Origin of the sequence: Leptospira ognonensis (assembly GCF_004770745.1) — a bacterium.
Lineage (GTDB): Bacteria > Spirochaetota > Leptospiria > Leptospirales > Leptospiraceae > Leptospira_A > Leptospira_A ognonensis.
Map to the genome: position 1 here is coordinate 159684 of NZ_RQGD01000022.1, position 22296 is coordinate 181979.

General features: G+C 39.9%; 26 protein-coding genes. 7 read left to right on the forward strand and 19 right to left on the reverse strand.

Annotated elements, in window-relative coordinates; translation table 11 throughout:
• Nucleotides 1–2: 2 nt before the first annotated feature.
• Both EHQ58_RS06635 and EHQ58_RS06640 read right to left on the reverse strand, forming a co-directional pair.
• Nucleotides 3–1007, reverse strand: a complete 1005-nt coding sequence (locus tag EHQ58_RS06635) for a metallophosphoesterase family protein (protein ID WP_135623098.1) — start codon at nt 1005–1007, stop codon at nt 3–5.
• Nucleotides 1004–1600, reverse strand: a complete 597-nt coding sequence (locus tag EHQ58_RS06640) for a hypothetical protein (protein ID WP_246047199.1) — start codon at nt 1598–1600, stop codon at nt 1004–1006. Before EHQ58_RS06640 ends, EHQ58_RS06635 begins: the two co-directional genes overlap by 4 nt.
• A 146-nt stretch (nt 1601–1746) precedes the next feature.
• Here EHQ58_RS06640 and EHQ58_RS06645 point away from each other — a divergent pair, with 146 nt between their 5' ends.
• Nucleotides 1747–2748, forward strand: coding sequence for an NAD(P)H-dependent glycerol-3-phosphate dehydrogenase (locus EHQ58_RS06645; protein ID WP_135623100.1), 1002 nt, complete (start codon nt 1747–1749; stop codon nt 2746–2748).
• A 72-nt stretch (nt 2749–2820) separates the two neighbouring features.
• On the opposite strand, the gene EHQ58_RS06650 is transcribed toward EHQ58_RS06645, so the two are convergent.
• From EHQ58_RS06650 to EHQ58_RS06670, 5 genes are read right to left on the reverse strand one after another with little or no spacing between them, the layout of a single operon-like run.
• Nucleotides 2821–3225: an MAPEG family protein gene (locus EHQ58_RS06650; protein ID WP_135623101.1), complete on the reverse strand. Its 405-nt coding sequence runs from the start codon at nt 3223–3225 to the stop codon at nt 2821–2823.
• Nucleotides 3226–3846 (reverse strand): hypothetical protein, encoded by a 621-nt coding sequence (locus tag EHQ58_RS06655; RefSeq protein WP_135623102.1) that lies wholly within the window; start codon nt 3844–3846, stop codon nt 3226–3228.
• A 50-nt stretch (nt 3847–3896) separates the two neighbouring features.
• On the reverse strand, nt 3897–4733 hold the full coding sequence (locus EHQ58_RS06660; RefSeq protein WP_246047201.1) for an alpha/beta hydrolase: 837 nt from the start codon (nt 4731–4733) through the stop codon (nt 3897–3899).
• A gap of 6 nt (nt 4734–4739) precedes the next feature.
• On the reverse strand, nt 4740–5486 hold the full coding sequence (map, locus tag EHQ58_RS06665) for a type I methionyl aminopeptidase (RefSeq protein WP_135623103.1): 747 nt from the start codon (nt 5484–5486) through the stop codon (nt 4740–4742).
• 29 nt (nt 5487–5515) lie between these two features.
• Complete coding sequence (locus EHQ58_RS06670) at nt 5516–6526, reverse strand: zinc-dependent alcohol dehydrogenase family protein (RefSeq protein WP_135623104.1); 1011 nt, start codon at nt 6524–6526, stop codon at nt 5516–5518.
• Nucleotides 6527–6600: 74 nt separating this feature from the next.
• Here EHQ58_RS06670 and EHQ58_RS06675 point away from each other — a divergent pair, with 74 nt between their 5' ends.
• A complete protein-coding gene (locus EHQ58_RS06675; RefSeq protein ID WP_135623105.1) occupies nt 6601–6801 on the forward strand; it encodes a hypothetical protein in 201 nt (66 codons plus the stop codon).
• Nucleotides 6802–6919: 118 nt separating this feature from the next.
• On the opposite strand, the gene EHQ58_RS06680 is transcribed toward EHQ58_RS06675, so the two are convergent.
• From EHQ58_RS06680 to EHQ58_RS06725, 10 genes are all read right to left on the reverse strand, one after another.
• Nucleotides 6920–7348 (reverse strand): VOC family protein, encoded by a 429-nt coding sequence (locus EHQ58_RS06680; protein ID WP_135623106.1) that lies wholly within the window; start codon nt 7346–7348, stop codon nt 6920–6922.
• 171 nt (nt 7349–7519) lie between these two features.
• A complete protein-coding gene (ccrA, locus tag EHQ58_RS06685; RefSeq protein WP_135623107.1) occupies nt 7520–8767 on the reverse strand; it encodes a crotonyl-CoA carboxylase/reductase in 1248 nt (415 codons plus the stop codon).
• Nucleotides 8768–8838: 71 nt separating this feature from the next.
• A complete protein-coding gene (locus EHQ58_RS06690; protein WP_135623108.1) occupies nt 8839–9771 on the reverse strand; it encodes an LIC11086 family outer membrane transporter in 933 nt (310 codons plus the stop codon).
• On the reverse strand, nt 9768–10643 hold the full coding sequence (locus EHQ58_RS06695) for a hypothetical protein (protein WP_135623109.1): 876 nt from the start codon (nt 10641–10643) through the stop codon (nt 9768–9770). Before EHQ58_RS06695 ends, EHQ58_RS06690 begins: the two co-directional genes overlap by 4 nt.
• Before the next feature lie 56 nt (nt 10644–10699).
• Entirely contained in the window at nt 10700–11893 is a 1194-nt protein-coding gene (locus EHQ58_RS06700; RefSeq protein ID WP_135623110.1) for an MbnH family di-heme enzyme, read from the reverse strand.
• A gap of 52 nt (nt 11894–11945) precedes the next feature.
• Nucleotides 11946–12875 carry an MbnP family copper-binding protein gene (locus EHQ58_RS06705; RefSeq protein ID WP_135623111.1) on the reverse strand — a complete coding sequence of 310 codons (930 nt, stop codon included), beginning with the start codon at nt 12873–12875 and terminating at the stop codon, nt 11946–11948.
• Nucleotides 12876–12949: 74 nt separating this feature from the next.
• A complete protein-coding gene (locus EHQ58_RS06710) occupies nt 12950–13405 on the reverse strand; it encodes an LIC_11090 family protein (protein WP_210412786.1) in 456 nt (151 codons plus the stop codon).
• A gap of 76 nt (nt 13406–13481) precedes the next feature.
• On the reverse strand, nt 13482–14639 hold the full coding sequence (locus tag EHQ58_RS06715) for an ankyrin repeat domain-containing protein (RefSeq protein WP_135623112.1): 1158 nt from the start codon (nt 14637–14639) through the stop codon (nt 13482–13484).
• A 48-nt stretch (nt 14640–14687) separates the two neighbouring features.
• Nucleotides 14688–15143: a GNAT family N-acetyltransferase gene (locus EHQ58_RS06720; RefSeq protein ID WP_135623113.1), complete on the reverse strand. Its 456-nt coding sequence runs from the start codon at nt 15141–15143 to the stop codon at nt 14688–14690.
• Nucleotides 15140–16054, reverse strand: a complete 915-nt coding sequence (locus EHQ58_RS06725) for a DUF2156 domain-containing protein (RefSeq protein WP_135623114.1) — start codon at nt 16052–16054, stop codon at nt 15140–15142. Before EHQ58_RS06725 ends, EHQ58_RS06720 begins: the two co-directional genes overlap by 4 nt.
• 338 nt (nt 16055–16392) lie before the next feature.
• On the opposite strand from EHQ58_RS06725, the gene EHQ58_RS06730 reads away from it, so the two are divergent.
• Nucleotides 16393–16719: an LB_289 family protein gene (locus EHQ58_RS06730; RefSeq protein ID WP_135623115.1), complete on the forward strand. Its 327-nt coding sequence runs from the start codon at nt 16393–16395 to the stop codon at nt 16717–16719.
• Between the two features lie 22 nt (nt 16720–16741).
• Here EHQ58_RS06730 and EHQ58_RS06735 read toward each other — a convergent pair whose 3' ends face one another.
• Nucleotides 16742–18421, reverse strand: coding sequence for a Na/Pi cotransporter family protein (locus EHQ58_RS06735; RefSeq protein WP_135623116.1), 1680 nt, complete (start codon nt 18419–18421; stop codon nt 16742–16744).
• A gap of 99 nt (nt 18422–18520) precedes the next feature.
• Between EHQ58_RS06735 and EHQ58_RS06740 the strand changes: the two genes are divergently transcribed.
• Nucleotides 18521–19006, forward strand: a complete 486-nt coding sequence (locus EHQ58_RS06740) for an FKBP-type peptidyl-prolyl cis-trans isomerase (protein WP_135623117.1) — start codon at nt 18521–18523, stop codon at nt 19004–19006.
• Between the two features lie 262 nt (nt 19007–19268).
• Nucleotides 19269–19532, forward strand: coding sequence for an RNA recognition motif domain-containing protein (locus EHQ58_RS06745; RefSeq protein ID WP_135623118.1), 264 nt, complete (start codon nt 19269–19271; stop codon nt 19530–19532).
• A 60-nt stretch (nt 19533–19592) separates the two neighbouring features.
• Here the strand turns inward: EHQ58_RS06745 and EHQ58_RS06750 are convergent, their stop codons facing one another.
• On the reverse strand, nt 19593–20021 hold the full coding sequence (locus tag EHQ58_RS06750) for an AAA family ATPase (protein WP_135623119.1): 429 nt from the start codon (nt 20019–20021) through the stop codon (nt 19593–19595).
• A gap of 85 nt (nt 20022–20106) precedes the next feature.
• Here EHQ58_RS06750 and EHQ58_RS06755 point away from each other — a divergent pair, with 85 nt between their 5' ends.
• Together EHQ58_RS06755 and EHQ58_RS06760 are read left to right on the forward strand one after the other, a co-directional pair.
• A complete protein-coding gene (locus EHQ58_RS06755; RefSeq protein ID WP_135623120.1) occupies nt 20107–20472 on the forward strand; it encodes a hypothetical protein in 366 nt (121 codons plus the stop codon).
• 224 nt (nt 20473–20696) lie between these two features.
• Nucleotides 20697–22289 carry an alginate export family protein gene (locus tag EHQ58_RS06760; protein WP_135623121.1) on the forward strand — a complete coding sequence of 531 codons (1593 nt, stop codon included), beginning with the start codon at nt 20697–20699 and terminating at the stop codon, nt 22287–22289.
• The last annotated feature ends 7 nt before the right edge of the window (nt 22290–22296 follow it).

Here is a 22296-nt window from a genome sequence, read left to right on the forward strand (position 1 = left end):
ACTTAATTTCCGCGAATAAAATCTTCTGAGCTAACTTTCGATGTTGAATCTTGTCTGATTAATTTCAAAACATTTGATGAACAATCTACTTCGATCAAACGAGTCCATTCTTCATCTCTCAATTGGCATAAATTTGATTGCACGACTGTTTTATCCTCAAGGAAAATTTCTGCGAAATAACCACCTTCCTGGAATCCATAGACTGACTCAACAGCACCAAAGTTAGATGGATTGATAAATACTGTGCCTCGTTTTTTGATGATCCCTTGGTCTTCATGTACGTGGCCGGAGACGACTAGAGAAGGAGACTCATCATCCAAGTATCTTCGTATACCTTGGCTACCTACATTGCCCACACCTGGAACTTTATCAAAAAATCCATAGGATGGATTATGTATGACACAAATATCTGGGAGCTCTTGTCTGAAAAAATCTTCAGGCTCGCTATAGTTTTTGCCTTGTTTGGTGTATTCATGAAATACGACTGTTAATTTTTCAGGAATGCCTGATGTCCAAATAGGTGCACCGCCGTAACCTGAAAATTTCAGATTTTGAAATTCAAAACTCTTTCTATGTATTTCTCTCTGATAGAGTTCTGTGTATTGAAGATCTAGGTCATAATTTCCAGGAAGACAATAAACGGGAGATTTAGCATATCGTTGAATCAATTTCTCTATGATCTCATATTTATCTTTCATCGTTTTAGCTGCGATTTTATAAAGATCACGATATGTATGAGATTTTTCGACTACGCTAGCTGGAAATTTTTCTGGAAAACGAATCGCTTTCGTAGTGAAGTCAAAAGGAGTTGATGCATTTTTATTTTCGTTTAATAGATAATATAATTCTTCCTGAACACCACAAAATTCAATGATACGATCATACGAAAAAAATGCTTTATAAATGATGTCGCCAGAAAATAAGTATAAGTCAGCTTCAGTAGTTTGTAATATCTTTTTTAAACCATGCAATCCATCATGAATATCCGTTAGATACACAATTTTCATTTTTTGCTGATATCCCAAAGCATAAGTTGTATATCTTTATCTTCTTCCATGAAATCGATTCTTACAAATTCTGGTCCAAAAAAATCTACAAGCGGCTTCAAAATGGTTCCTGAGCGCACAAAGATATTTACTTCTCCATTATCGGCTAATAGATATTGAATTTCAATTTTTCCGGCAATAGAAGGAACCAAATCTAGAAAATAATTTAGATTTAATTGAACTTCCCATTGCAATCCTGTCATGGATAAAAGTTTCGGTTCAGTTTTTAAGATAGAATCTAGGACTTTCGCCTTGTGGAACGGATCAATTTTAACAAACCACCTAACAAAATCAAATCGTCTGGGTTTTGTATCCCAAACACGATAGCCGACAATTTTGAAGTGTACCTTATTGTCCTTAACAGAAACTGGTTTTAATCGAACCCTATAATGTATTGCATGAACTCCTATGAATTTTAAGATCCATAGCCAATCCATAAGATAAACACCGGTCAAATGGATTTCTCCCTTAACGGATGTTATTTCCAGAGTTTCTAAGTCTGGGTCTTTATCGATAATTTCAGTCCGAATGACACTTCTTAAATTCCGAAGCAATATGGTTACCTTGTAATTACTCTTCGGTACCACTCTCTGTGGAAGAAAAAGGTTCAATGGATTGAAACGGAAGAGATCCGTTAAAAGCATAAATTAAAATTAATTTCTATTGCGTTTTTGAAAAGCCAATTTAAAGTACAGAACTCATGAAGATCGGAGTAATTGGCGCAGGAAGTTTTGGCACCGCACTAGGTAGCATTTTGGCGGATAAGGGCTATGATGTGGTTTTGTGGACGCGGAGTCCCGACCAGATGAAATCCATCAATGAAAAGCATATCAATAACAAGCATATGCCAGATTTGGTCCTCCCCGACAAGCTACGTGCTAGTATGGATTTGATCGAGGTAGTCAAAGAAAAGGACATGATCGTCTCTGCTCCGCCCTCCCATGCTCTGAGTGGTATTTTAAAGGAAATCAGAGACCACTTGCCTACAAAAATCCCGATCGTTTCTGCTTCCAAGGGCATCGAAAACGATACTTTGCGCCTTGTTTCCGAAATTTTTGAAACGGAGCTACCAGGATCCTTTCACTCTCAGCTTTCCTACCTTTCGGGTCCAAGTTTTGCCAAAGAAATGGTGCGCAAGGTTCCGACGATCGTTTCCATTGCATCGAAAAACGAGGCAACGGCAAAACGGGTACAAGAGATTTTTAGTTTCACTTATTTTAGAACCTATTGGACTCCTGATGTGGTCGGCGTCGAAGTTGGGGGAGCTCTTAAAAACGTGATCGCCATTGCAGCTGGCGTTGCAGATGGACTTGGCTTTGGCCAAAACACTCGGGCAGCGATCATCACACGCGGACTCAATGAGATCACCCGTATGGGTCTCAAGATGGGAGCTGATCCCATGACCTTTCTCGGTCCGTCCGGCATGGGAGATTTGGTTCTCACTTGTTGCGGGGAAGCTTCTAGAAATCGAACCGTAGGCTTTCGTCTTGGCAAGGGTGAAAAATTAAAAGATATATTAGCATCTATGAATGAAGTTGCCGAAGGCGTAAAGACCACACTTTCTAGTAAAAACTTAGCCGACAAATACGGGGTAGAAATGGCGATTACCAGCGAAGTTTACAAGATGTTGTATGAGGACAAGGATCCGAAAGAAGTGGTAAAAGCCTTGATGGGAAGGGATTTAAAAAGAGAGGGTGTTTAGGAAAATTAGACTACTTGATTTTTGCCACCTCTCTAACAAAAGTTAGCAAGGCGGCAAACACTATCTTTTTGGCTACAAAAGCTTCGTAATCAAATAAACAAAACAGGCAAGCTGCGTCACGTAAAAAGTAAATCGGATGTTTACTGCAATGACAGAAGTAGAAATTAAGTGAGTGATCGTTTGAGCAATCCTTGCACCCACCACCAGATAACATGCATTAATGAACAGGGTATCTATGTATCCCGCTACATTTCCAATAAGAACAAGAGTTGCAAAAATAGGCAAATTTTCAATCGCATTTGATTGGGCTCTTGTCAATTGCCAATACCTTTCCGTGCCATGTTTGATCCCTGGTGTGAAATCGTTCGATTTCTTTTTGCCAATCAGAACCTGGACAGATCGATATCCAATCACAAGAAAGATTAAAAATACTGTCCAGCAAGCAAACAACAAGAGAGCGAAGAGTGATTGGTTCATTTATATCTCCTTAACTTTTAAACCGGCAATCAAAGCATCAAAACTTTCCACTTCACGATCGAATGTTGATTCTAACGTGAAAGCAATAAACTGAATCGAACCAAATTTACCGCTAGAAAGAAAGTTATAGAAGATAAAATTCAAACCTTTGGATGATGCTCTGTATTTAACGATCTTTCCAGGTAGTCCATTTACCGTCACCTCTTCGACATCAATGATGTAAGCATTTGCATCCACATCCTTGGCATTGGCGAGTACGATTTCAGGAAAACTATCCATAGGAATTTCAATCCCCTCGTAGATTACCATCGAATAACATGTCTTTTTACTATTTTCAAACCCGAACTCTGCAGAATCATTGGAAGCTTTTACACTCTCCCAATTTTTGGGATTATAGGAGATGTCATACTTGTCGTATTTACTTTTTAAGATCCCTGTTTGGTCGGCAGTTTGCTTCAGATTCCGCAGGTTTGAATTGGAAGTATTGGATTTTCCCACTTCTGCATACTTCCAGGTAAAATTTTCATGCAAGATTACTTTTTTACCAGACTTCGTGGTCGCTTCTTCTCCGAGGAGAGACAAAGAGAGGAGCGGGATTAGAATGAGAGTTTTGTACTTCATAAAGAACCTAATTTGAGACGATTATAAAGGAGAAACTTAGAATTACAAGATTAAGTAAAGATTTCTGACTTAATTTTTTGCCAGACTGAGAGCCAGGAAGATGTAAAAAAATGATCTTTTGCTGATTCGATTTCACTGATTTTAATCCCTGCCTGCTTTCCTATGGCAATGGTCCTATCTCTGGGAAACCATTTATCTTCCTTGGGTAAAAATATTTCCATTGGTGATTTATTATTTAATATTTGTTCTGTGATATCAAAACCAGGAATAAATAGGTTTCTTAAAAAGGTGGCAAGGTCTGCTAAATGAATTCGATGATTCTTAACGGTAAAATTTAAATCTCTCAAATTCGCAGTGTACAACCAAGAAGGATCCGCTAATCGGGAATAGATGACCTCTCGCTGTTTACTATTTTCTGTCTCGTTGTTTTTGGAATCAGAAATTATTAATTTTAAAAATTCGTCAATGTTTCGATTTTCATATAAATATTCTAGACTGAGGCGACTGTTTAGAATGGGTGATAATAGATACTTCTTTAGAAATTTCAATTGGTTCCCTAGCATAACGAGTGCTGCTCCACCACCACTATGACCAATACCAACCAAGGGAATTTCTAAAAGGTGATTTAATCTTAGAAAATGCATCAGCTGGTCAATGGAATCACTGGGATTGTAATTGCCGAAACTATTTCCGTGGGAAGTAGGATTGTAACGAATCAACATAATTTTCTGAGAAATTAATTCTGATTCTTTGATACGAAAGGATCTGGCATTCCCTCCCGTTGATGGCCAGATGAGCAGTAACAAACGAGGACGAGGCAAACCAATAAATGAATCTCGATACTGATTTGAAAGGTAACCATTCACAATCAGCTCAAAATCATTCATACAAATCTACCTTGTGGCTACGATTGCCTGACCATCCATCACTATAACTGTATGTTCACACTGTGCCACATAACTTCTGTCTAATGTAGAAAGGGTCCATCCATCTGATAATTCAACTGCCATCTCTGATCTTGTCGAAACAAAACTTTCAATTGCTAAAACTAAACCTGAAGTTAACGTTCTTTTGTCTCTTTTGTTTTCATAGACTAATACTTCTGGCTCTTCATGAAGTTTTCGTCCAGTGCCGTGACCTGCTAAATTCTTGATCACCTTAAATCCATTTCTGTTCGCCGTTTGTTGGATTTCACGACCGAGGTGTCTTAACAAATTGCCGGTGTGTGCCACGTTAATCGCAGCTTCGGTTCCTAGTTTTGCCACCTCACAAAGGTGTCGTAACTCTTGGCTTGAAGAATCTCCAACGACAAAAGAAATGCCCGTATCTGCATAGAAATCATCTAACCTGGCGGAAACGTCGATATTCACGAGATCGCCATCTTTTAATATCCGATCGCGAGAAGGAATGCCATGCGCGATTTCATGATTTACACTTATACAGGTATAACCTGGAAATTTATAGTCGTGTTTCGGTGCGGACAAAGCACCTGCCTTTTCGAAAACTACTTTTGCCATCTGGTCTAATGCAAAGGTAGAAATGCCTTCCTTACTTTTTTCCATCAAAAAATCTCTGAGTCTTCCTACAAATTTACCGACTCTTAAAATTCCCTTTAACTCTTTTTCGTTTTGTATAGACATGCTGTTTCCTTTTTATCAATTCTTTCTAACTAAATTTTAATTACAATTTTACCGAAATGAGATCCTGTTCTTAAGTATTCAATGGCCTCTCGGGTTTCTTCTATGGGAAAAATTTTATCTATCACTGGCTTCATTTTGGAGGCTTCCATCGCTAGGTTCATTTGGATGAATGCTTTCCTTCCTCCGACAACAATGCCTTGGACCTTGATATTATTCATAACGACTGGAAGTAAATTCAGCTCGCCCGACCGACCAGCCAGAATTCCTATCAGGTGGATCACACCAAAGGGTTTACATGCTATGATGGACTGCTCTAGAGTACCAGCCCCTCCGACCTCGACAACGTGATCGGCTCCGACTTTATTCGTTATCCGCCTAACTTCCGTTCCCCATGCTTCCACTTCTTTATAATTGATCAGATGATCAGCTCCAAGTCCCTTTGCCTTTTCTAATTTTTCGGCAGAAGACGAAGTTAGGATGGTGACGGCTCCGGCTAACTTGGCAAATTGTAGGGCAAAAATCGACACTCCTCCCGTTCCTTGGATCACCACTGTATGTCCCGGCAAGAGATGACTGAACGTATGAAAGCTAGACCAAGCCGTAAGCGCGGCACAAGGGAGAGTCGATGCTTCCTCAAAGGAAAGGTGAGCAGGAATCTTTACAAGACCCGTATCTGGAAAAATGGCAAACTCTCGTAATGTGCCAGGCAATGGTCCACCGATGGTGTTTCTCAGTTCAGCATGAGTCGCCTCCTGGGCAATCCAATTTGGCGCAAATGTGGCAAGCACCCTGTCACCTAACTTAAATTCTGAAACTTCTTCACCAATCTCCACCACCTCACCTGCTCCATCACTACAAGGAACCAAAGGTAACGGAAACTTAGGATTGTATTTACCCGTGACGACTAAATGATCGCGAAAGTTGAGAGAGGCCGCTCGCATACGTATTAAGACTTGGTTCGCTTTAGGTTTAATTGGCTCTGGAGCATCGATCAACTTAAGATTTTCAAGGCCGAATGCTAAGATTTCAATTTGTTTCATTGGATTCCTATAACTCTTATTTTTCCACGATTGCTTTTTTTAAAGGGAACATCACTGACATCACTGCGTGTTAAATGTTTTTTTTAAAAGTATTACTCACAGTTGACTTACTCAAGGCCTTGAACAAAATTATTTCCAACTTTATTTTTTCCTCTTCTCATCGAAGGTATACTAATTTTCTGATTGCCTCGACCAAATCTTTTGAGCTTATCTCTTTACCATTACTCTTTCTTAATTTAGAATCTTTTGGTGAGGAAATCACATCTCTCCTTTAGGAGTTTCATATTGTCAATTTTAAGTGGAAATTTTGCATTTTCAAGGGCAATTAAGATTCTACCTGAGCGATCGACTTTTCAAATCAACCTTCGATGCAAACTCTTAATTTGTTTTAGTTTAATCTGGTAACACGACTTCACCTTTTTCGTTCAATGGAAAGAAAGGATTATAGGCAACTTCGAATAGGTGACCATCTGGATCCGCGAAGTAGCTGCTGTATCCTCCCCAAAAAACATGTTGAGGTTCTTTCAATATCTTTGCACCAAGCATTCGAACTTTTGAGATGACTTCTCTTACTTCCTCTTCGCTCTCAGCATTGTAGGCAAGAGTCAACGCAGAAAACCCTGTCTCTTGGTCAGGAACATTTGCATCTAGAGCGAGCGCTCCACGATTGAATAAGGAAAGAATCATACCATTTAACTGAAAAAAGGCGACCGAATCTTGACTCATATTAGATTTTTTCCATCCGAGTCCTTTCTCATAAAAATCCAAAGAACGGGTAAGATCTCTAACGCCTAACGTGATTAAATTCAATTTTTGTTTCATAAACTTTCCCTCCAAAGTGGTCAAAATACGAACTAAATGCGATAAAAAAGCAGAAAATTAAAGAAGGGTTTTACACTTTCGAAAGAATTTGATAAACGGATGCTATTGGGTGGCGGGTCTAGTACCCCACCCATTGATCAGGGCGGGGAACTATATCCTCAAATACCGGTCCTATTTTGCTCCCAATCCCGTAGTCTTGGCACCAACTAAGATAGACATATTTCCCGCAGGGTGTTTATTCTCTCTCATAAGCTGGTGGCATTCACCTGTTTCGTTAAAGGCAAATGTCCTTGCAAGAACTGGATCTACTTTCTTATCGATCACAAGCTGATTCAAATCCTGACAATTCTCATCATTTGCAAAATGTGAACCTTGTAGACGCTTTTGTCGCATCCACAAATAACGCAAGTCAGCTGTTGCATTAAAGCCAGAGGTTCCAGCACAAATAACTACCATTCCTCCTGTTTCACAGACAAAAACCGAAGTCGGCAATGTACTCTCACCTGGATGTTCAAATACGATTTGAGGATTTTTACCTTTTCCAGCTATATCCCAAATTGCTTTTCCAAACTCTCGCGCATCTTTTGTCCATTTACCGAATTCTTCTGGTTTGTTGATATCACTGGTGATGGCACCCCAATGCTTGAAATGATTTCGGTTGATGACCCCTGCCGCCCCTAAATTTTTGCAAAATTCAAATTTATCATCAGACGAAACAACCGCAATCGGAATCCCACCAGCTGCCTTTACAATTTGAATCGCCATGGCACCAAGCCCACCAGCACCACCCCAAATCAGAACCACATCACCAGGTTTTACATCGTTTGGCTTCCAATGATGTAACATGCGATAAGCGGTAGCAGCAACTAACATATAAGCGGCAGATGCCTCCCATGTCAAATGTTTTGGTCGGGGAAGGCATTGATGATCTTGCACTTTGCAGAACTGTGCGAAAGAACCCCAATTCGATTCATATCCCCAAATGATTTGACTTGGAGCATACATTGGATCTTTTCCTGCGAGGACCCAAGGATCTTTAGGATCCCACATGGCACAATGTACAACAACTTCATCGCCGATTTTTACATTTTTAACTTCGGAACCGACCTTGTATACAATACCTGATGCATCCGATCCACCAATGTGAAACTTTTCAGGCTCGCCTTTTTTATTGCGTGCTGCGATGACATCCACTGGATAACCAAGAGCAGCCCAAACATTATTATAATTTACGCCTGCTGACATGACTGCCACCAGCACTTCGTTTGGTGCAATCTCTGGTACATCTATAACTTCTGATTGAAAAGATTTTGTCGGTTCCCCGTAACGCTCTGGTCGAATGACTTGGGCGTGCATTTTTTTTGGTACAACTCCTACCGGAGGAAGTTCGCCTACTGGAACGATTTCAACATTGCTCATATATTTACCTTTTTTATAAAATTCGAGTATAATCTAGATTTCCTTGCAGGATAGAAATCCATTCCCTCCTGTCAATCGCTTCCCCACTCCATGGAAAAGGCAAAAGTCCAAGCTGCCTGATAGAGCCGGAAGTCCCGATCCCTCTGCAGAGGGTAGCGATAAGCAAGACTCAAGTTGTATTTTTCTGAGAAATTCCATGAAAAACCAGCGGAACCTTCCGTAAAAAACGATGGATTCACCTTGTCCTTGCTAGACGAATATTCGACACCGTTATAAGGGTTGCGATACAATATCCCTGAAAAGAGAGAAATTTGTGGCAGTAAGTAATAAGTCAAATAGGCAGAAGCGATTCCTGTTTTTTTGTATTGGTAGGTTGGTTCTGGAGCTGCGGCGGAGGCCAATCTAAAATAATAAGGAACTCCGTCGTTGTCCTGAAGATTATTTGGCTGGGGACTCGTTAAAGGCTGGATCCCGCCCAGTTTCGTTACGAAGGACCATTTGTCATAAAGATAACCTAACTTGATAAAACCAGTTCCCGAATAATAATTTCCACCTGTAAATTTATCAGTGTCTGGACCAGATGGAAATCCGACCGACCCCTCAATGACAAAAAAATAAGGTTTATCTAAATCGAAAAATGGTTGGTATTTGAAACCAAGATATGTTTTCCCAACTCGTGCCGCATCTTCCCGATTTCGCTGTTGATAATAATTCCAAGGCACGGCAGCATTTAAGGAAAACCTGCCACCGTAAAAATTCATTTCCGCGAAGGCTGTCGTTGTAAATAAATGACTATTTTCCCTCGTCGATTGGTAATAGTCCTGAGTTAACACCAGGTAGTTTGTAGGTTTCTCTCTTTTTCCAGTAAATGGATCTACAAATCTAGCAGTTGCCGTTGGAGCATCCGAAGAACCAGTGTGATGTGCTAAAAGCGCCTCGGAAAAAAAACATAGGACAAAAATGGAACAAATCAGCGAGTAAATTTTATTGATATTAAATTTCATCTTTCTACTCCCGGAGTACAGCTAGGGAAACTAAAAACGAGATCTTCTGTTTTCATATTTTTAGAAAGATTGATTAATAGATCCGTATTCGAGATCGAAGCGATAATAAATTCTGATCCTGATTTTATAAATAAATTTTGTAAAAAGCTTACAGATGTGCCATTCTCCGCATAATCTCGAAATAAATTTGAATACTGTATCCCAATATTAATTGGCTTAGTTCGGGATGTATCAACTTTCAATTTACACTTTGGTTTCAGACTTATCGAGTCACGACTCATCAAAATTTTAACAGACTTTGTAATCCCACTTCGCGTGATATCGACATTTAGATAAATGGCTTCCCATCCGATAGTTGCCAATGATATGACACCCGTTGGTGAATCAGGTATTCGTTTTGTAAAGGAAGATGTAAACGAAGCCCCCGTTTCATTCGTAGAATTATATTTTGTAATGTTTGTTTCCGTCCCAGAATTCAGAAAAACATAGTTCCTTCCGTAAATATCGGTCGCTGGCAAGTCAAGGGGTACTGTAAAGGGAGTATGTGTTCGCGTTCCAGCACCGTCTTCATTCAATGCGTTTAAGTTGTCGTTCGACTTTACATCAAAGACACCGAATACTTTTTCAGTCGGGTTGATTCTATAATATCCAGAGTCCCATTGGATATAACTATCGCTAGCAACTGAGATAGAATATGTATTTCCTGCTGAAGTAAATTCAATCCTGGAAATATCATCGTCACCTTGGTTATCGAAAACTTGAAGAGAGGTATTTAGACCTGTCGTAATTCCATCTCTCAAAATTAAAAGATTTTGGAGTGTTTTTAATTGTTCTTCATTGCTATTACCGACCGAACCGAATGTACATTTCATCAAAAAAATCTGACAAAAAAGACAATATATAACTTTTATGATTTTATTTTTTGACATTATCGAAACGGATCAGCTTGGGCAGAGTTGTTAATAAAATCCGAGTCGGTTAAGCTCAGAAGAAATGCAATCAAGTCGGTACGCTCTTGAGCGGTTAGGGTGAATGGCCTTATTAAAGTTGAATCTTTTGCTGGATGAGACTTTCCACCACTTTCATAATGTGCGACAACCTTTGAGAGCGCATTGACTGCACACTCACGAATCGATTTGCCTGGTGTAATACTAGGGTTTTCAGAATCATCACACATGAAAGAACCGTCATGCATATAGGGGAAAGTAAGTTCGATATTTCGCAAGGAAGGTGCTCTAAACTTTCCCTGATCATTAGTATTTAAAGTTACTTCATATAATCCTTGCTTAACGGCAGGCAAAACATCATATTCCGCTTTGGATTTGATTCCGTTATTGTGATAAAAAATGTCTTCTGAGGTAGAGCGATTATGAAAACTCGTATCAGTATAATTAAATCCACCATGACAATGAAAACATTCTGCTGTTTCACCATTGAAAACACGAAAGCCACGTATTTGAGATGCGTTTAATGCACTCGAATCCCCCTGTAAGGCGTATTTATCAGCGGGCGCATTTCCTGTGAGTAAGGATCTTTGAAAACTCGCAAGCGCGAACCGAACATTTTGTTCAGTAGCTGTAGTATTACCGAATGCAGCTGAAAATAAATTTTGGTAGGTCGCATTCGAATTAAGACGATCTATATAATCATAATTTGAAAGTCCAAGCTCTATCGGGTTATCACCAAACATAGGGGCTCGTGCTTGTAATTCCAATGTCTTAAGTCTAGGATTTGCCCAAGTGAGTGCCGTGTGGTAAGCCGCATTGCCTAGGTTCTGTGCATTTCGGGGGTGAGCTTGCCCTGTAATACCGATCCCAAAAGACCTTCCGTCAGTAAAAGCTAATTCTTGTTTGTGGCAACCTGCACAAGCAAGCGTTCGATCTTGAGAGAGTGTTTTATCATAAAATAGCCTTCTTCCTAAATCAACTTTTGCTTGTGACATGGGATTTTCGGAAGGAACGGAGGGCGTTGGAAATCCAGTTGGAAGTGACCAAGTATATTGAGAATTAGATAATAAACCAAGTGCGAGAAAAATTTCTGACTGCTTGTCTTTTTTTTGAGGCAGTATGACAGAACAACTTTCAAAAATGAGAATTAATAGCGCTGGAATGAGAAGTTTCATAATTTTGCTCCGAATGGAGAGCGACCGCCCTCCATTCTGTTAGATTACCAGTTTACGGTTTTAAATAGAAAGCTGATTGGGTTGTTAAAGTTTTACCATCAGCCTCATTGACCCCAACGTTATTCAATAGTTTCTTACAAGCAGCCGTCGCATTTCCTGACATACAAGTTAAGGAAGCACCGCCTGCAGCAACGTTAGTATTGGTTCCATTTACCAATGCCTTAACATCTAGATAAACTGGCTTTGCCGTCGGAGACCAAGTTACAGCGCCAGTTGTTGTCACACGAACTGTTGGAATGTTCGGTAAGGAGCAACTTAGATTCGAAGTCACACCACTACCCGTACAAGTAACGCCACCAAGGTGAAATGTTCCTGTCGCTCCCACTCCGTCCGTAGTTTTCCATTCTAACTTTAGAAATTTATACCCTGATGTCCAAGACCAATACATCGCCGTACTATTGAGTGGCGCCGATGCTGACGTTGCAGTCAAATTGTTCAATGCCGTTGGCACACCGACTTTAAACTCAACGCCAATGTAGTTGCCGGCAGTTCCAAAACCTTTCAAGGAAGTATTTGTCGCAGTCGTTCCTCCTACACAATCACCAGTAGCATTCTCAAAATCAAGAAGTGCGACGGTTCCGTTTTGCCAAACTCCATCATTAGAAAGTGTAAAATCCGTAGTTGTGCCATCTGCTTTGACCAATTTTACATCATGAACATACAATCTGGCATCCTTTAGGTAAAAATTTGAACTTTCGGAGATGTGTTTTTCGGAATGTCCGGCAACTAATTTATTACACTCGTATGAAGTTTCGGAACCAACGACAAGCTGAAAGGGAATTTCCGTTACTGCACTACCACTCCCTGCTACAATTGCAAGGATGCTTAGAGATGAATTGTTATCTTCTTTCTTATTTGTCAATGGATTGCAAGCAGAAACGAAGAAGATTGATGAAGTTAGAATTAATAATATATTTTTCATACTATACCTATATAGTTAATGTTAGTTGGAATTTTCTTCCAAGTTTTAGATTTAAATAAATCGAAAGAAAGGTGTTAGGTAAAGCGAGGCGGTTTAAGCAGTTTCCTACCCCATTCGTCCTGGATGCAAATCATGGATGATGGAATCGAAAATTGAAAAGATAGAATGAAAGCAAAAGTACTTTGTGAAAAATTCGAAATCCAAGCTTGGTAATAGATGGAAAGTCTTGCCAAAGAAGATTTTTTCTTTTTGCAGGAGCATGTATGGGCAACATTAGGCTCTGCCGAATGGCAATTTTCTTTCAATAGACTTTGATCAGAAGCTAGCGACATTGTTTTTTTGATTTTTTGATGGGTTTTAAAAAGCCCATCTTCCGTGTTCGCATGGATTTCTTTTTTTGATCCGTGATTGCAATGACAGATCTTTGATGCAGCCTCTGCACAAGCCCCTAGCAAACCACCGCCTAAAAATATGGCTTGGCTCAGTAGGATGACAAGTAATCCTGCAGAAAAACTTCGACGAAAATGCATCTTTATTCATTAAGAGCATCCAAGGGCAAAAAATCCAGTCTATTTTTAGAGGGGATACTTGATCTTCGTCAAGTGATCAGTCGGTCAGAAGAGAGATAATTTTCTGATTTCCTAGCGACTTCGCAAGGTCAATCGGCGACTTTCCCCACTTGTCCTTTGTTTCATTATCAGCACCGGCCGCCAAAAGAAGTTTGATGAGTTCCATTTTTTCATTTATGATCGCACTATGAAGTTTAGTAGAACCATAGGAATCTAACTTGTCTAAATCTTTTTCGATCGTTAACAAAGATTTAACTGCATCCCAATTTTCATTAATAATGGCTAAGTCAAGTGCCGTTTTCCCTTTTTTATTTCGAATCTCAGCAGCCGGATTTTTTTGTATCAGAAAATCCAAAATTGACTGTCTGCCACCTACAACCGCGTGGTGAATGGCCGTATTGCCATCGTTATTCTGCAAATCAATATTGGCGCCCGCATTCAATAAAATATCAATGATTGTGGGTTTTTGTTTATCTGAATCCACACCTGTGCCCATATGAATCATAGCGATCAATGCCGAACTTCCTTCGTTGTTTACTTGATCAACTGGTGCACCTGATTGGAGCAGGAATTTAAGTAAGTCGATGTTTTGGATAAAAACGGCATTCATCAAAGGCGTTATGCCAAATTTATTGACGGCCTGAATATTAGCACCTGCTTCGATTAAAAATTTAGCATTGTCCTTCATGATAAAATCGAGTTGGGCTGCGGAAATCAGAGGTGTCTCCGTATAAAAATCTATAGTTTCCAAATTAGCGCCCTTCTTTAGAAAAAGAGCAAAGATACCTTTGTCGATTTTTCTCGTCTTTGTTATATAATAATGAAAATGGCTTCTTTGCGAATCGTTACTTCCAAGCTTGAAGTTTGGATCTACTCCCGCATCCAATAAAAATTGAATCACTTCTTTCTTATTAAAGTTGATAGCAACTCCAAGAGGCGTAGCTCCAGATTTCATAGTCGGATTTAAACTTGAGCCTTTTTTAATCAAAAAACTAGCAAGCTCTACATTTCCTAATTCTGCTGCATAATGGAGTAACGTATAACCATCGCTAGATCTAACAGAGTTTACATCATAGCCTTTATTTACTTTTTCCATAATGGATTTTGGATCTCTCATTTTTGAAATGTCGAGATCGGCGCCATGAAGGTTTGAGATAAAAAATAAGAGCAAGAAATGTGAATAAATTTGTTTCATGTGAGCTCCCTTGACCAGAAACCAATTAGAACCGTTTTTTAACCAACGTCAAGTCGTATGATAAACCATTCTGAATCCATTTTTATCTTTTGTATAATATCCTTTCAACTTGGACTCGATTTTGAATCCAAAACTTGAATAGAATTTTATGGCAGGGCTATCCTCTTCCACCTCCAAAGTAATCCGTTTTGTATTTTGATTCGCATATTTTTTGAATGCGCTTTCCAGAAGTGCCTTACCAATACCCTGACCCTGATAGGGAGAGCGGACGGCTAAGTTATAAATTCTTAAGTTATTTAGAATAGAATGATGGCGAATGAGGATTGTAATTTGTCCGATCGCATAGTTAGTATGATCTGTAGCAACCAAGATGCTCTTTTTGGCTAAAAGATATTTTAACTGTCTCGAATTAAAAGAAACATCAGAACTGAAACATTCCGATTCGATCAGAAGAAGTGCCTCAAGATCGCCAGAGACTCCTAAACGTATCCTGTAATTTTTCATACCGCACAACTAGCACTCCATTTTGGCAGCATCGAAATAGGATGATAACTTCTTTTGGTCCAAGCAAGCGAAGGGACTCCCCAATCATCGCCTGCATTGCAAAATGTTGAATCTTTCCAATATCTTGCTAAGAATTCACTCCAAATAAACTCTGCCGATCCCTTAAAATTCCTATCAGTTTTCTCAATGATGATATTACAAGTGTCATTGTTTAGGATTTCGCCAAAAGTGAAACCAGCCAATTTTCCATCGATATTTAAGGTCATCCCCGTCAGATTCAATTCCCGAAAATGATTTAATGCACGCAAGGTGGACTGGTAATCTGCATCTCTTTTTTTCTGTTGGTGAATCTCATTTTGAAAATTAGATTGGGGGTGCCACTTATCCAAAAGCTCGATACAATCACCTAATCTTGATATGTCGTAAGGTAAACATTCGACATCTGAATAGTTTTTTAAAAAAGAATTTCTGGCATTGCGTTTGGATGCGTATCTGCTGCCTTTGAGATCAATAATGCTTTGTGTCTCATATATATAGTCACTATAAGGTTCATGAAGATTTAGATTTGGAATAAAACCCGATTCTTTCTCATCAACAAAATCGATGTTTATGATGGGCCAACCAAAGAGATGTGCTAATTTTTTGAAGGAGACAAAGGCTGATTTTTTATCCCCAGGCCCTCGTGGTACAAGTGGCACGTAGCTTTTCCCATTATTGGAAATTAATATCAAACAATCATTTTCAATTTTCCACCAGGTAGTATTGTCAACATCCCATATGAAGATTGAGGAAAAAGTGGAGCAAGAATGTTGTACTTCTTGGTTTAATAATAAAGGTTCCAATATGGATCTATGTTCCAAGGCTAATCGAACGAAACCTTCTTCCTTTAATTCATGACCTTCTGAGAGCACTCTACCTCCAAAATTTGATCAATACTGCCCCTCTCAAACATGGAAAGTCGCAAAAAAGGCCACCGTGCTGATTTAAATTGGGACGATGATATCCTATTATTTTACAATTTCCAATCTATTTTCTTTTTTTCTCAACTTACTTGCGAGGTCGGCATCACAACTTCGTACCGTGTATGATTTCGAATTCTTAAACGGAAAAGACTCTAAATCCCGACAGGAAACATGTGGATTTTAGTACAAATCCTTACTATTTCAATCTGTTCCGTCGGCTTTTTTCTGTGCACCGTGCCCTAGTTCGGAAAACATGGAGATAGTGACACCAAAATAGAAGGTGGATTATGAAACGCACGGAACTTGAACGCAGAGAACGCGATCTGCGAAAAATGGAAAAGAAAAAAATCGTAAATGGAGAGAAGGAAAGCATGAGTGTCGGTGACTATATCGATGCCCTATTTGGCTTATTCCGTTACGACACCGAAGAGATTTTTAATGCATCAGATGATGAAAATGTATTAGAAGTACTCGAAAACATGAAAGGCGAACATCCTGAAAAACAATGGGATGTGATTATCAGAAAAGCCGTAAACAAAACGAAAGTGAACCAGAAAGAGAAGGCGTATGAAGCGCTTAGAACTCTGGCAGGAGTAGAGGCTGGAGTTGCTTAGCAACTCCGCCATTTTGGTTTAATTACACATCCGCATAAATCGAAGTATTTAAGAACCTGGAAATATTGTCCAAGTTTCTCGCGATATCACGGTAGAGAAGTGCTGATAGAAAATTAGATTTCTTTTGGAATTTTTTCTTACGTATCTTTGATTCATTCTTCTTTAAAATTTGAATCATCTTTCCTCTAAACTCGCGACTCTGCGTCCGTATCTGCGGGTTGCCTAAAATATCAAAAGATCCACTCTTTTCTAAATTGCTAAGGAGCAATTCATAATGCTCTTTTAAAAGTTCAATTTGAGCCTTGATATTGGCTTGGAAACCTTTATCTAAGATAAGCTTTTGTCTATGTGCCTTTCTTATTTTGCGAGCTATCCCAGCAAAATTATCCCCCATTTCTTCAACAGCTTTCACCCGCTCCATGATTCCTAGGACATCCTTACCATAAGAACCCGTAATCCCTGTTTCTTGGATCTGGTTTAGATATTCCATAACTTCGGATCGAGTGACATCAAGCTCCTCTTCTTTTTTAAGCACTTGTATCACTCTGCCTGCGTTGTAAGGATCCAGGATCAACTGTTCTGTCAGACGGAAAAAGTCATAGGTTTCTCGAATGATCTTTTTTGTGTACTCACTGAGCTCCACCATGGCAAGTTCAGTCGTTTTCACAGCGCCAGATTGGAGAAGACGGATCGAATTCTTATCTTTTCGTCCTGTTTTATTCGCTAGGGCATCCACAATTTTGCTTACAAATTTGGTAAGTGAATTCACAAACCAGATGAGTATCAAAGTGTTCATCACATTGAACATGGTATGGAACAATGAGATATGAAATCTTGTGGATTCTTTATCTGTCAGAGGATCACCCGGGATCAGATCATCAATCAGGCCGGTAAAAACTCTAAAAAATAGAAGAGCCCATATCACACCGAAGATGTTAAAAACCGTATGAGCTAAAGCTGCCTTCTTTGCATTTCGATTCCCAGCGATGGCAGCCAAGTTTGCCGTAATCGTGGTCCCGATATTTTCTCCTAAAATCATCCCGTAAGCTGCATCGATCGGGATGAATCCGGAAAAAGCAAGAGTGATGGTAATGGTCGTCGAAGCAGAGGAAGATTGGATGATGATGGTAAGTAAGGCACCAATGAGAACGAACAGAAGTATCGTATTAAATCCCATATTCGTGTATTGCTGCAGAAATTGAAATGTTTCCGGATTTTTCGCGGAATCGGGGACAGATGATTTAAGATAATCTAGACCGAGAAATAAAAATCCAAATCCGATGAGAAAACTCCCCCAACCCGACCGACTTTCCTTGGAAGAAAAATGAAGAACCATACCCGCTGCAATCGCTGGCAAAGCAAACGTAGAAATATTGAACTTAAATCCGATCACGGATACAATCCAAGCTGTAATGGTCGTACCAATGTTGGCACCCATGATCACTCCGACTGCTTCTGTTAATTGCATGAGTCCGGCATTTACAAATCCAACAACGAGAACTGTCGTTGCTGAGGAAGATTGGATCGTGGAGGTAATAAAGATCCCGCTAAAGACTGCAGAAACTCTATTTCGGGTCATGGACGAAAGGAAGGATCGCAAACGATCGCCAGCGACACGTTGCAGGGATTCACTCAGAAGCTTCATCCCGTAGATGAAAATTGCCAGACCACCGAGTACTTGGATGAGTAGAGACCAGTTCATATTTTTTTTTAAACCGATTGTAAAAATCTCAGAAGCGACTTTGGTACCAACCTTTTATTAGGTTGCACATTTTTTTTCCGCTGGGATTTTGTTTAGAATATGTCAAATACGATCACTACAGGAAAGGTTGTAGGATTTTCTTACCACCTGAAAAACTCTAAAGGAGAGACTCTGGACCAATCAGAAGAACCTCTTATGTACCTTCATGGCGAAGGAAATATCATTCCAGGTTTGGAAAAAGAATTGGAGGGTCTGAAAGACGGAGATTCTAAGAAAGTGGAAGTTTCTCCTGAGGATGGCTACGGGACATATGACGAGACCCTTATATTTCAAGTCCCCAAAGCGGAACTTCCACCGGAAGCAGAACTTGAAATAGGAATGGAATTCCAGACCGATACTGCAGATGGAAAGATGGTACTATACCTCCAAGAGATTCGTGAGGCAGACGTTGTACTTAACGGCAATCACCCGTTAGCTGGCGAAACTTTACACTTTGATGTGACGATTAAAACGGTCAGAGAGGCCACAAAAGAAGAATTGCAGCATGGACACGTACACGGACCAGGCGGACACCACCACCACTAGAAGATCGTAAAGCACACATTATTTACTCTGAATCATTTTATCACTTGCTATTTTTACGAGTCAATTTAAAGTGGTGGGAGATTCAGAGTATTGTAGATTTTTCACCGCCGAAGTAGTCCTTTCTAGCTTGCACGCCGATAGCTTTCTTAAGTTTTCCTGCATTTCCCTGGAGTTCCTACCACAACCCACCTTAAACCTTGGGTCACCCGTCGATTGAAACTTCCAGAATACAGAGTCCAAATTTGACTTTAGAGGACATAATATGTCAGTAAACATTTACGTTGGAAACCTTTCTTATGACATGACCGAAGGCAAGCTTAGCGAGCTTTTTGGTGCACACGGCGCAGTAACTTCTGCTAAGATCATCACTGATCAGTATTCTGGACGATCGAAAGGTTTTGGCTTTATCGAAATGAAAGATGGTCAGGAAGCTGACAATGCGATTAAAGATTTGAACGGTAAGAACATCCTTAACCGTGAGATGAAAGTAAACATCGCAAAACCAAAAACTAACAACTGGAGATAGTCTCCATTTGTTGCCACTGTGGTGGGTTCTTAGAACTCACGACGGTGGTTTTAATTTCTTTCACCCTTCTCTTAAATCCTCTGGTAATATTTCTACACTAAATCCTTTAGCCATCTTTAGCACCTGTTCATCGCTAATCCCGTGTTGATTCTTTCCATTATGTCGATTCTCTACAGTGCAGACAAAAAGTTGGTATTCATACTTTTTGGCTAAATCTAGATAGGGCTGCATTTCCCACAAAAGTGCAAAGGTCTGGTCCACGAGAATGATACTTTCTTCCATTTGCATCGCCTCTTCCACATTGCTTTGGCATGCCTTGTAGGCTAAATGGTTTCTTTTGTAATCAAATTGATACTCTCCCTTTTCATTGGTAAAATAGGAATCTAGAGAGAAACAGGAAAGCATCCTGTTTTTCACAAGCAAAGAGGCAAGAGTTGTTTTTCCAGCTCCTGGAAGGCCGCGTAGTAAGATGAGAGATTTATCTTTCATTTTTTAGTATTTGAATCAATTAAATGTTCGCAACTGTCTCTGCCAAGCCAAAGGATGAAACCTAATTACTTTCGGAGAACTGATTATGCCTTACACTTTTTATAAAGTTTTACATCTGGTCGGGATTTTTCTCTTTTTTCTTTCGCTTGGTGGAATTGCTCTGTTTACCATCAATGGTGGAAAAAAAACGACTAATACTTGGCGGGCTAAGGTCGCCATTACTCATGGCATTGCCACCTTACTTGTTTTAATTGGCGGATTTGGTCTTGCAGCAAAACTTTATGGGACCACTTGGCCGATGTGGCTGTACCCAAAAATTCTCATTTGGTTTGTCTTTGCGGGAGTTCTCGGTGCTGCCTATCGATCGAAAGCCATCGCACAGAGTCTTTGGATCGCGCTGCCCGTACTGGGTCTGATTGCCTCACTCCTGGCGATCTATAAACCTTTTTAGACCATTTTCCTCTCTTTTCCTGCCTTTGTGCGAAAGCTTGGGCGGGGAAAAGCCTCCTCTGCCTTCCAAAAATACCCGATTTTTCCGAATTTTATCCGTTTTTAAGGATTTTCTCATACATTTGGAAGAAAAAATTTCCAAATATTCAATATAGCAGATCTTTTTGTTGACTAAAGCGGAAATTATCCTTGGATGGCGCTACCAGCCGAACAAGGAGGCCTGAGATGAAACAAAATATGAAAAAAGAATTCTTGAGGATTTGTCTCTGCGCGCTCCTGCTTGGATCTTCGCTGCTGGCGCAAGGATCTCAAAAGGATAAAAATAAAACGGACAAGGTTGCTGAAAATGTTTTGGATTTAGATCCGCCTGCAGAGATTAAATATGAATCCCAGCCGAACGATGGAAAGGGCATTGACTCCATAAAACAAGAATTAGCGGAAGAAGAAAGAAAGAACGAAAAGGATTATTACGTTAATCCCAAGAGTTATGGCACCACGAGAATTCTAGTTCCGCAAACTTACGTGAAAACTTTGAGCCAGACTGGTATATCCTCTCTTAAAAACTTAGATTGGATTGAAGCGGGCCTTGACTACAGAACTCGCTATGAACACAGGGAAAATGACTTAAGAAGACCTGATGCTGGCGTCGACCGTCCTCTCCTACTTAGAACCAGGGGATATTTTGGAATCAAAGAAGTATTGGATCCGATTCGCTTTGCCGTCGAGATTGAAGATGCGCAGCGTGTGAACGGTAAATATGAGGTGGACAATCGCGATGTTAATCGTGCTGAACCAATCAATGCCTATGGTGAACTTTTTTTTAAAGATGGGGTAGGCCTCAATCGTCCACTTAGCATTCGCTATGGGATTATGTGCTTTGAATTTTTGGACCGAAGGCTAATCGGTCTAAATGAATGGAGAAATACAACCAATACCTTCCAGGGAGCCAAAATCTCTCTTGGCAAAGACCAAAACAATTGGAGCGTCGATTTCCTTGCACTTAAACCCTTGGAAAGACTCACGAATGAACTTGATAAACCAGTCAGAAATCAGTTGTTTGGGGGTGTCATCGGGCATATTCGTCACTTTTCGAAAATCATAACAATCGAACCTTTCTATCTAGGTCTCAAACAATCGAAATTGGACCAATCCAAGTTCAATGAAACAAAACTCGCCTTTGAACCGAACAATCGTATCGGAAGAGAAATTCATACCGTAGGTGTTAGATTCTATAATGTATATATGTCTGGCTTCGATTATGACATTTCAGCAATGACCCAATTTGGCGTAAATGATACAGACAAACAACAAAGGCATGAGGCTATGGCGTATACTTTTGAAACTGGTTATTCCTTCCAACATCCCTGGAAACCACGAGCAGGGTTTTTCTTTGGATATGTGTCAGGAGATAAAAATCCAAATGATAACACCAACCAAAGATTTGAGAGACTATACGGCTTTGCCAGACCTTGGTCTAGCAACGATTATATCCAAATGGAGAATTTAAAATCTCCAAAACTTGTTGTCGAATTCGAACCATTGCGAGGCGTAAAAGTTGATACCGCTGTTGTATGGTTTTATTTAGCAAGTGCCAAAGATAGATGGAGTGGAGTTGGCAATTTACGAGACCAAACAGGACAAAGTGGTGAATATATGGGATTCGAATACAATTTCAGAGCGAGATACGACCTAAATTCCCGCGTAAAGGCTAACATAGGCTATGCGTATTTTAAGCCAGGTGACTTCACTATCAATACCACAGGTCGGGAGATGAACTCCCACTTTGGATACTTAGAACTCATGTACAGTCTGTTTTAGGAGAAGG

Coding starts and splice junctions, on each gene's coding strand:
- ccrA (WP_135623107.1), bottom strand. CDS start 8,767: ATGAGCAATGTTGAAATCGTTCCAGTAGGCGAACTTCCTCCGGTAGGA.
- EHQ58_RS06740 (WP_135623117.1), top strand. CDS start 18,521: ATGTCAAATACGATCACTACAGGAAAGGTTGTAGGATTTTCTTACCAC.
- EHQ58_RS06650 (WP_135623101.1), bottom strand. CDS start 3,225: ATGAACCAATCACTCTTCGCTCTCTTGTTGTTTGCTTGCTGGACAGTA.
- EHQ58_RS06660 (WP_246047201.1), bottom strand. CDS start 4,733: ATGAATGATTTTGAGCTGATTGTGAATGGTTACCTTTCAAATCAGTAT.
- EHQ58_RS06675 (WP_135623105.1), top strand. CDS start 6,601: ATGTTTTTTTTAAAAGTATTACTCACAGTTGACTTACTCAAGGCCTTG.
- EHQ58_RS06715 (WP_135623112.1), bottom strand. CDS start 14,639: ATGAAACAAATTTATTCACATTTCTTGCTCTTATTTTTTATCTCAAAC.
- EHQ58_RS06710 (WP_210412786.1), bottom strand. CDS start 13,405: ATGCATTTTCGTCGAAGTTTTTCTGCAGGATTACTTGTCATCCTACTG.
- EHQ58_RS06730 (WP_135623115.1), top strand. CDS start 16,393: ATGAAACGCACGGAACTTGAACGCAGAGAACGCGATCTGCGAAAAATG.
- EHQ58_RS06655 (WP_135623102.1), bottom strand. CDS start 3,846: ATGAAGTACAAAACTCTCATTCTAATCCCGCTCCTCTCTTTGTCTCTC.
- EHQ58_RS06750 (WP_135623119.1), bottom strand. CDS start 20,021: ATGAAAGATAAATCTCTCATCTTACTACGCGGCCTTCCAGGAGCTGGA.
- EHQ58_RS06700 (WP_135623110.1), bottom strand. CDS start 11,893: ATGAAACTTCTCATTCCAGCGCTATTAATTCTCATTTTTGAAAGTTGT.
- EHQ58_RS06645 (WP_135623100.1), top strand. CDS start 1,747: ATGAAGATCGGAGTAATTGGCGCAGGAAGTTTTGGCACCGCACTAGGT.
- EHQ58_RS06735 (WP_135623116.1), bottom strand. CDS start 18,421: ATGAACTGGTCTCTACTCATCCAAGTACTCGGTGGTCTGGCAATTTTC.
- EHQ58_RS06720 (WP_135623113.1), bottom strand. CDS start 15,143: ATGAAAAATTACAGGATACGTTTAGGAGTCTCTGGCGATCTTGAGGCA.
- EHQ58_RS06760 (WP_135623121.1), top strand. CDS start 20,697: ATGAAACAAAATATGAAAAAAGAATTCTTGAGGATTTGTCTCTGCGCG.
- EHQ58_RS06670 (WP_135623104.1), bottom strand. CDS start 6,526: ATGAAACAAATTGAAATCTTAGCATTCGGCCTTGAAAATCTTAAGTTG.
- map (WP_135623103.1), bottom strand. CDS start 5,486: ATGTCTATACAAAACGAAAAAGAGTTAAAGGGAATTTTAAGAGTCGGT.
- EHQ58_RS06690 (WP_135623108.1), bottom strand. CDS start 9,771: ATGAAATTTAATATCAATAAAATTTACTCGCTGATTTGTTCCATTTTT.
- EHQ58_RS06680 (WP_135623106.1), bottom strand. CDS start 7,348: ATGAAACAAAAATTGAATTTAATCACGTTAGGCGTTAGAGATCTTACC.
- EHQ58_RS06745 (WP_135623118.1), top strand. CDS start 19,269: ATGTCAGTAAACATTTACGTTGGAAACCTTTCTTATGACATGACCGAA.
- EHQ58_RS06755 (WP_135623120.1), top strand. CDS start 20,107: ATGCCTTACACTTTTTATAAAGTTTTACATCTGGTCGGGATTTTTCTC.
- EHQ58_RS06705 (WP_135623111.1), bottom strand. CDS start 12,875: ATGAAAAATATATTATTAATTCTAACTTCATCAATCTTCTTCGTTTCT.
- EHQ58_RS06695 (WP_135623109.1), bottom strand. CDS start 10,643: ATGAAATGTACATTCGGTTCGGTCGGTAATAGCAATGAAGAACAATTA.
- EHQ58_RS06635 (WP_135623098.1), bottom strand. CDS start 1,007: ATGAAAATTGTGTATCTAACGGATATTCATGATGGATTGCATGGTTTA.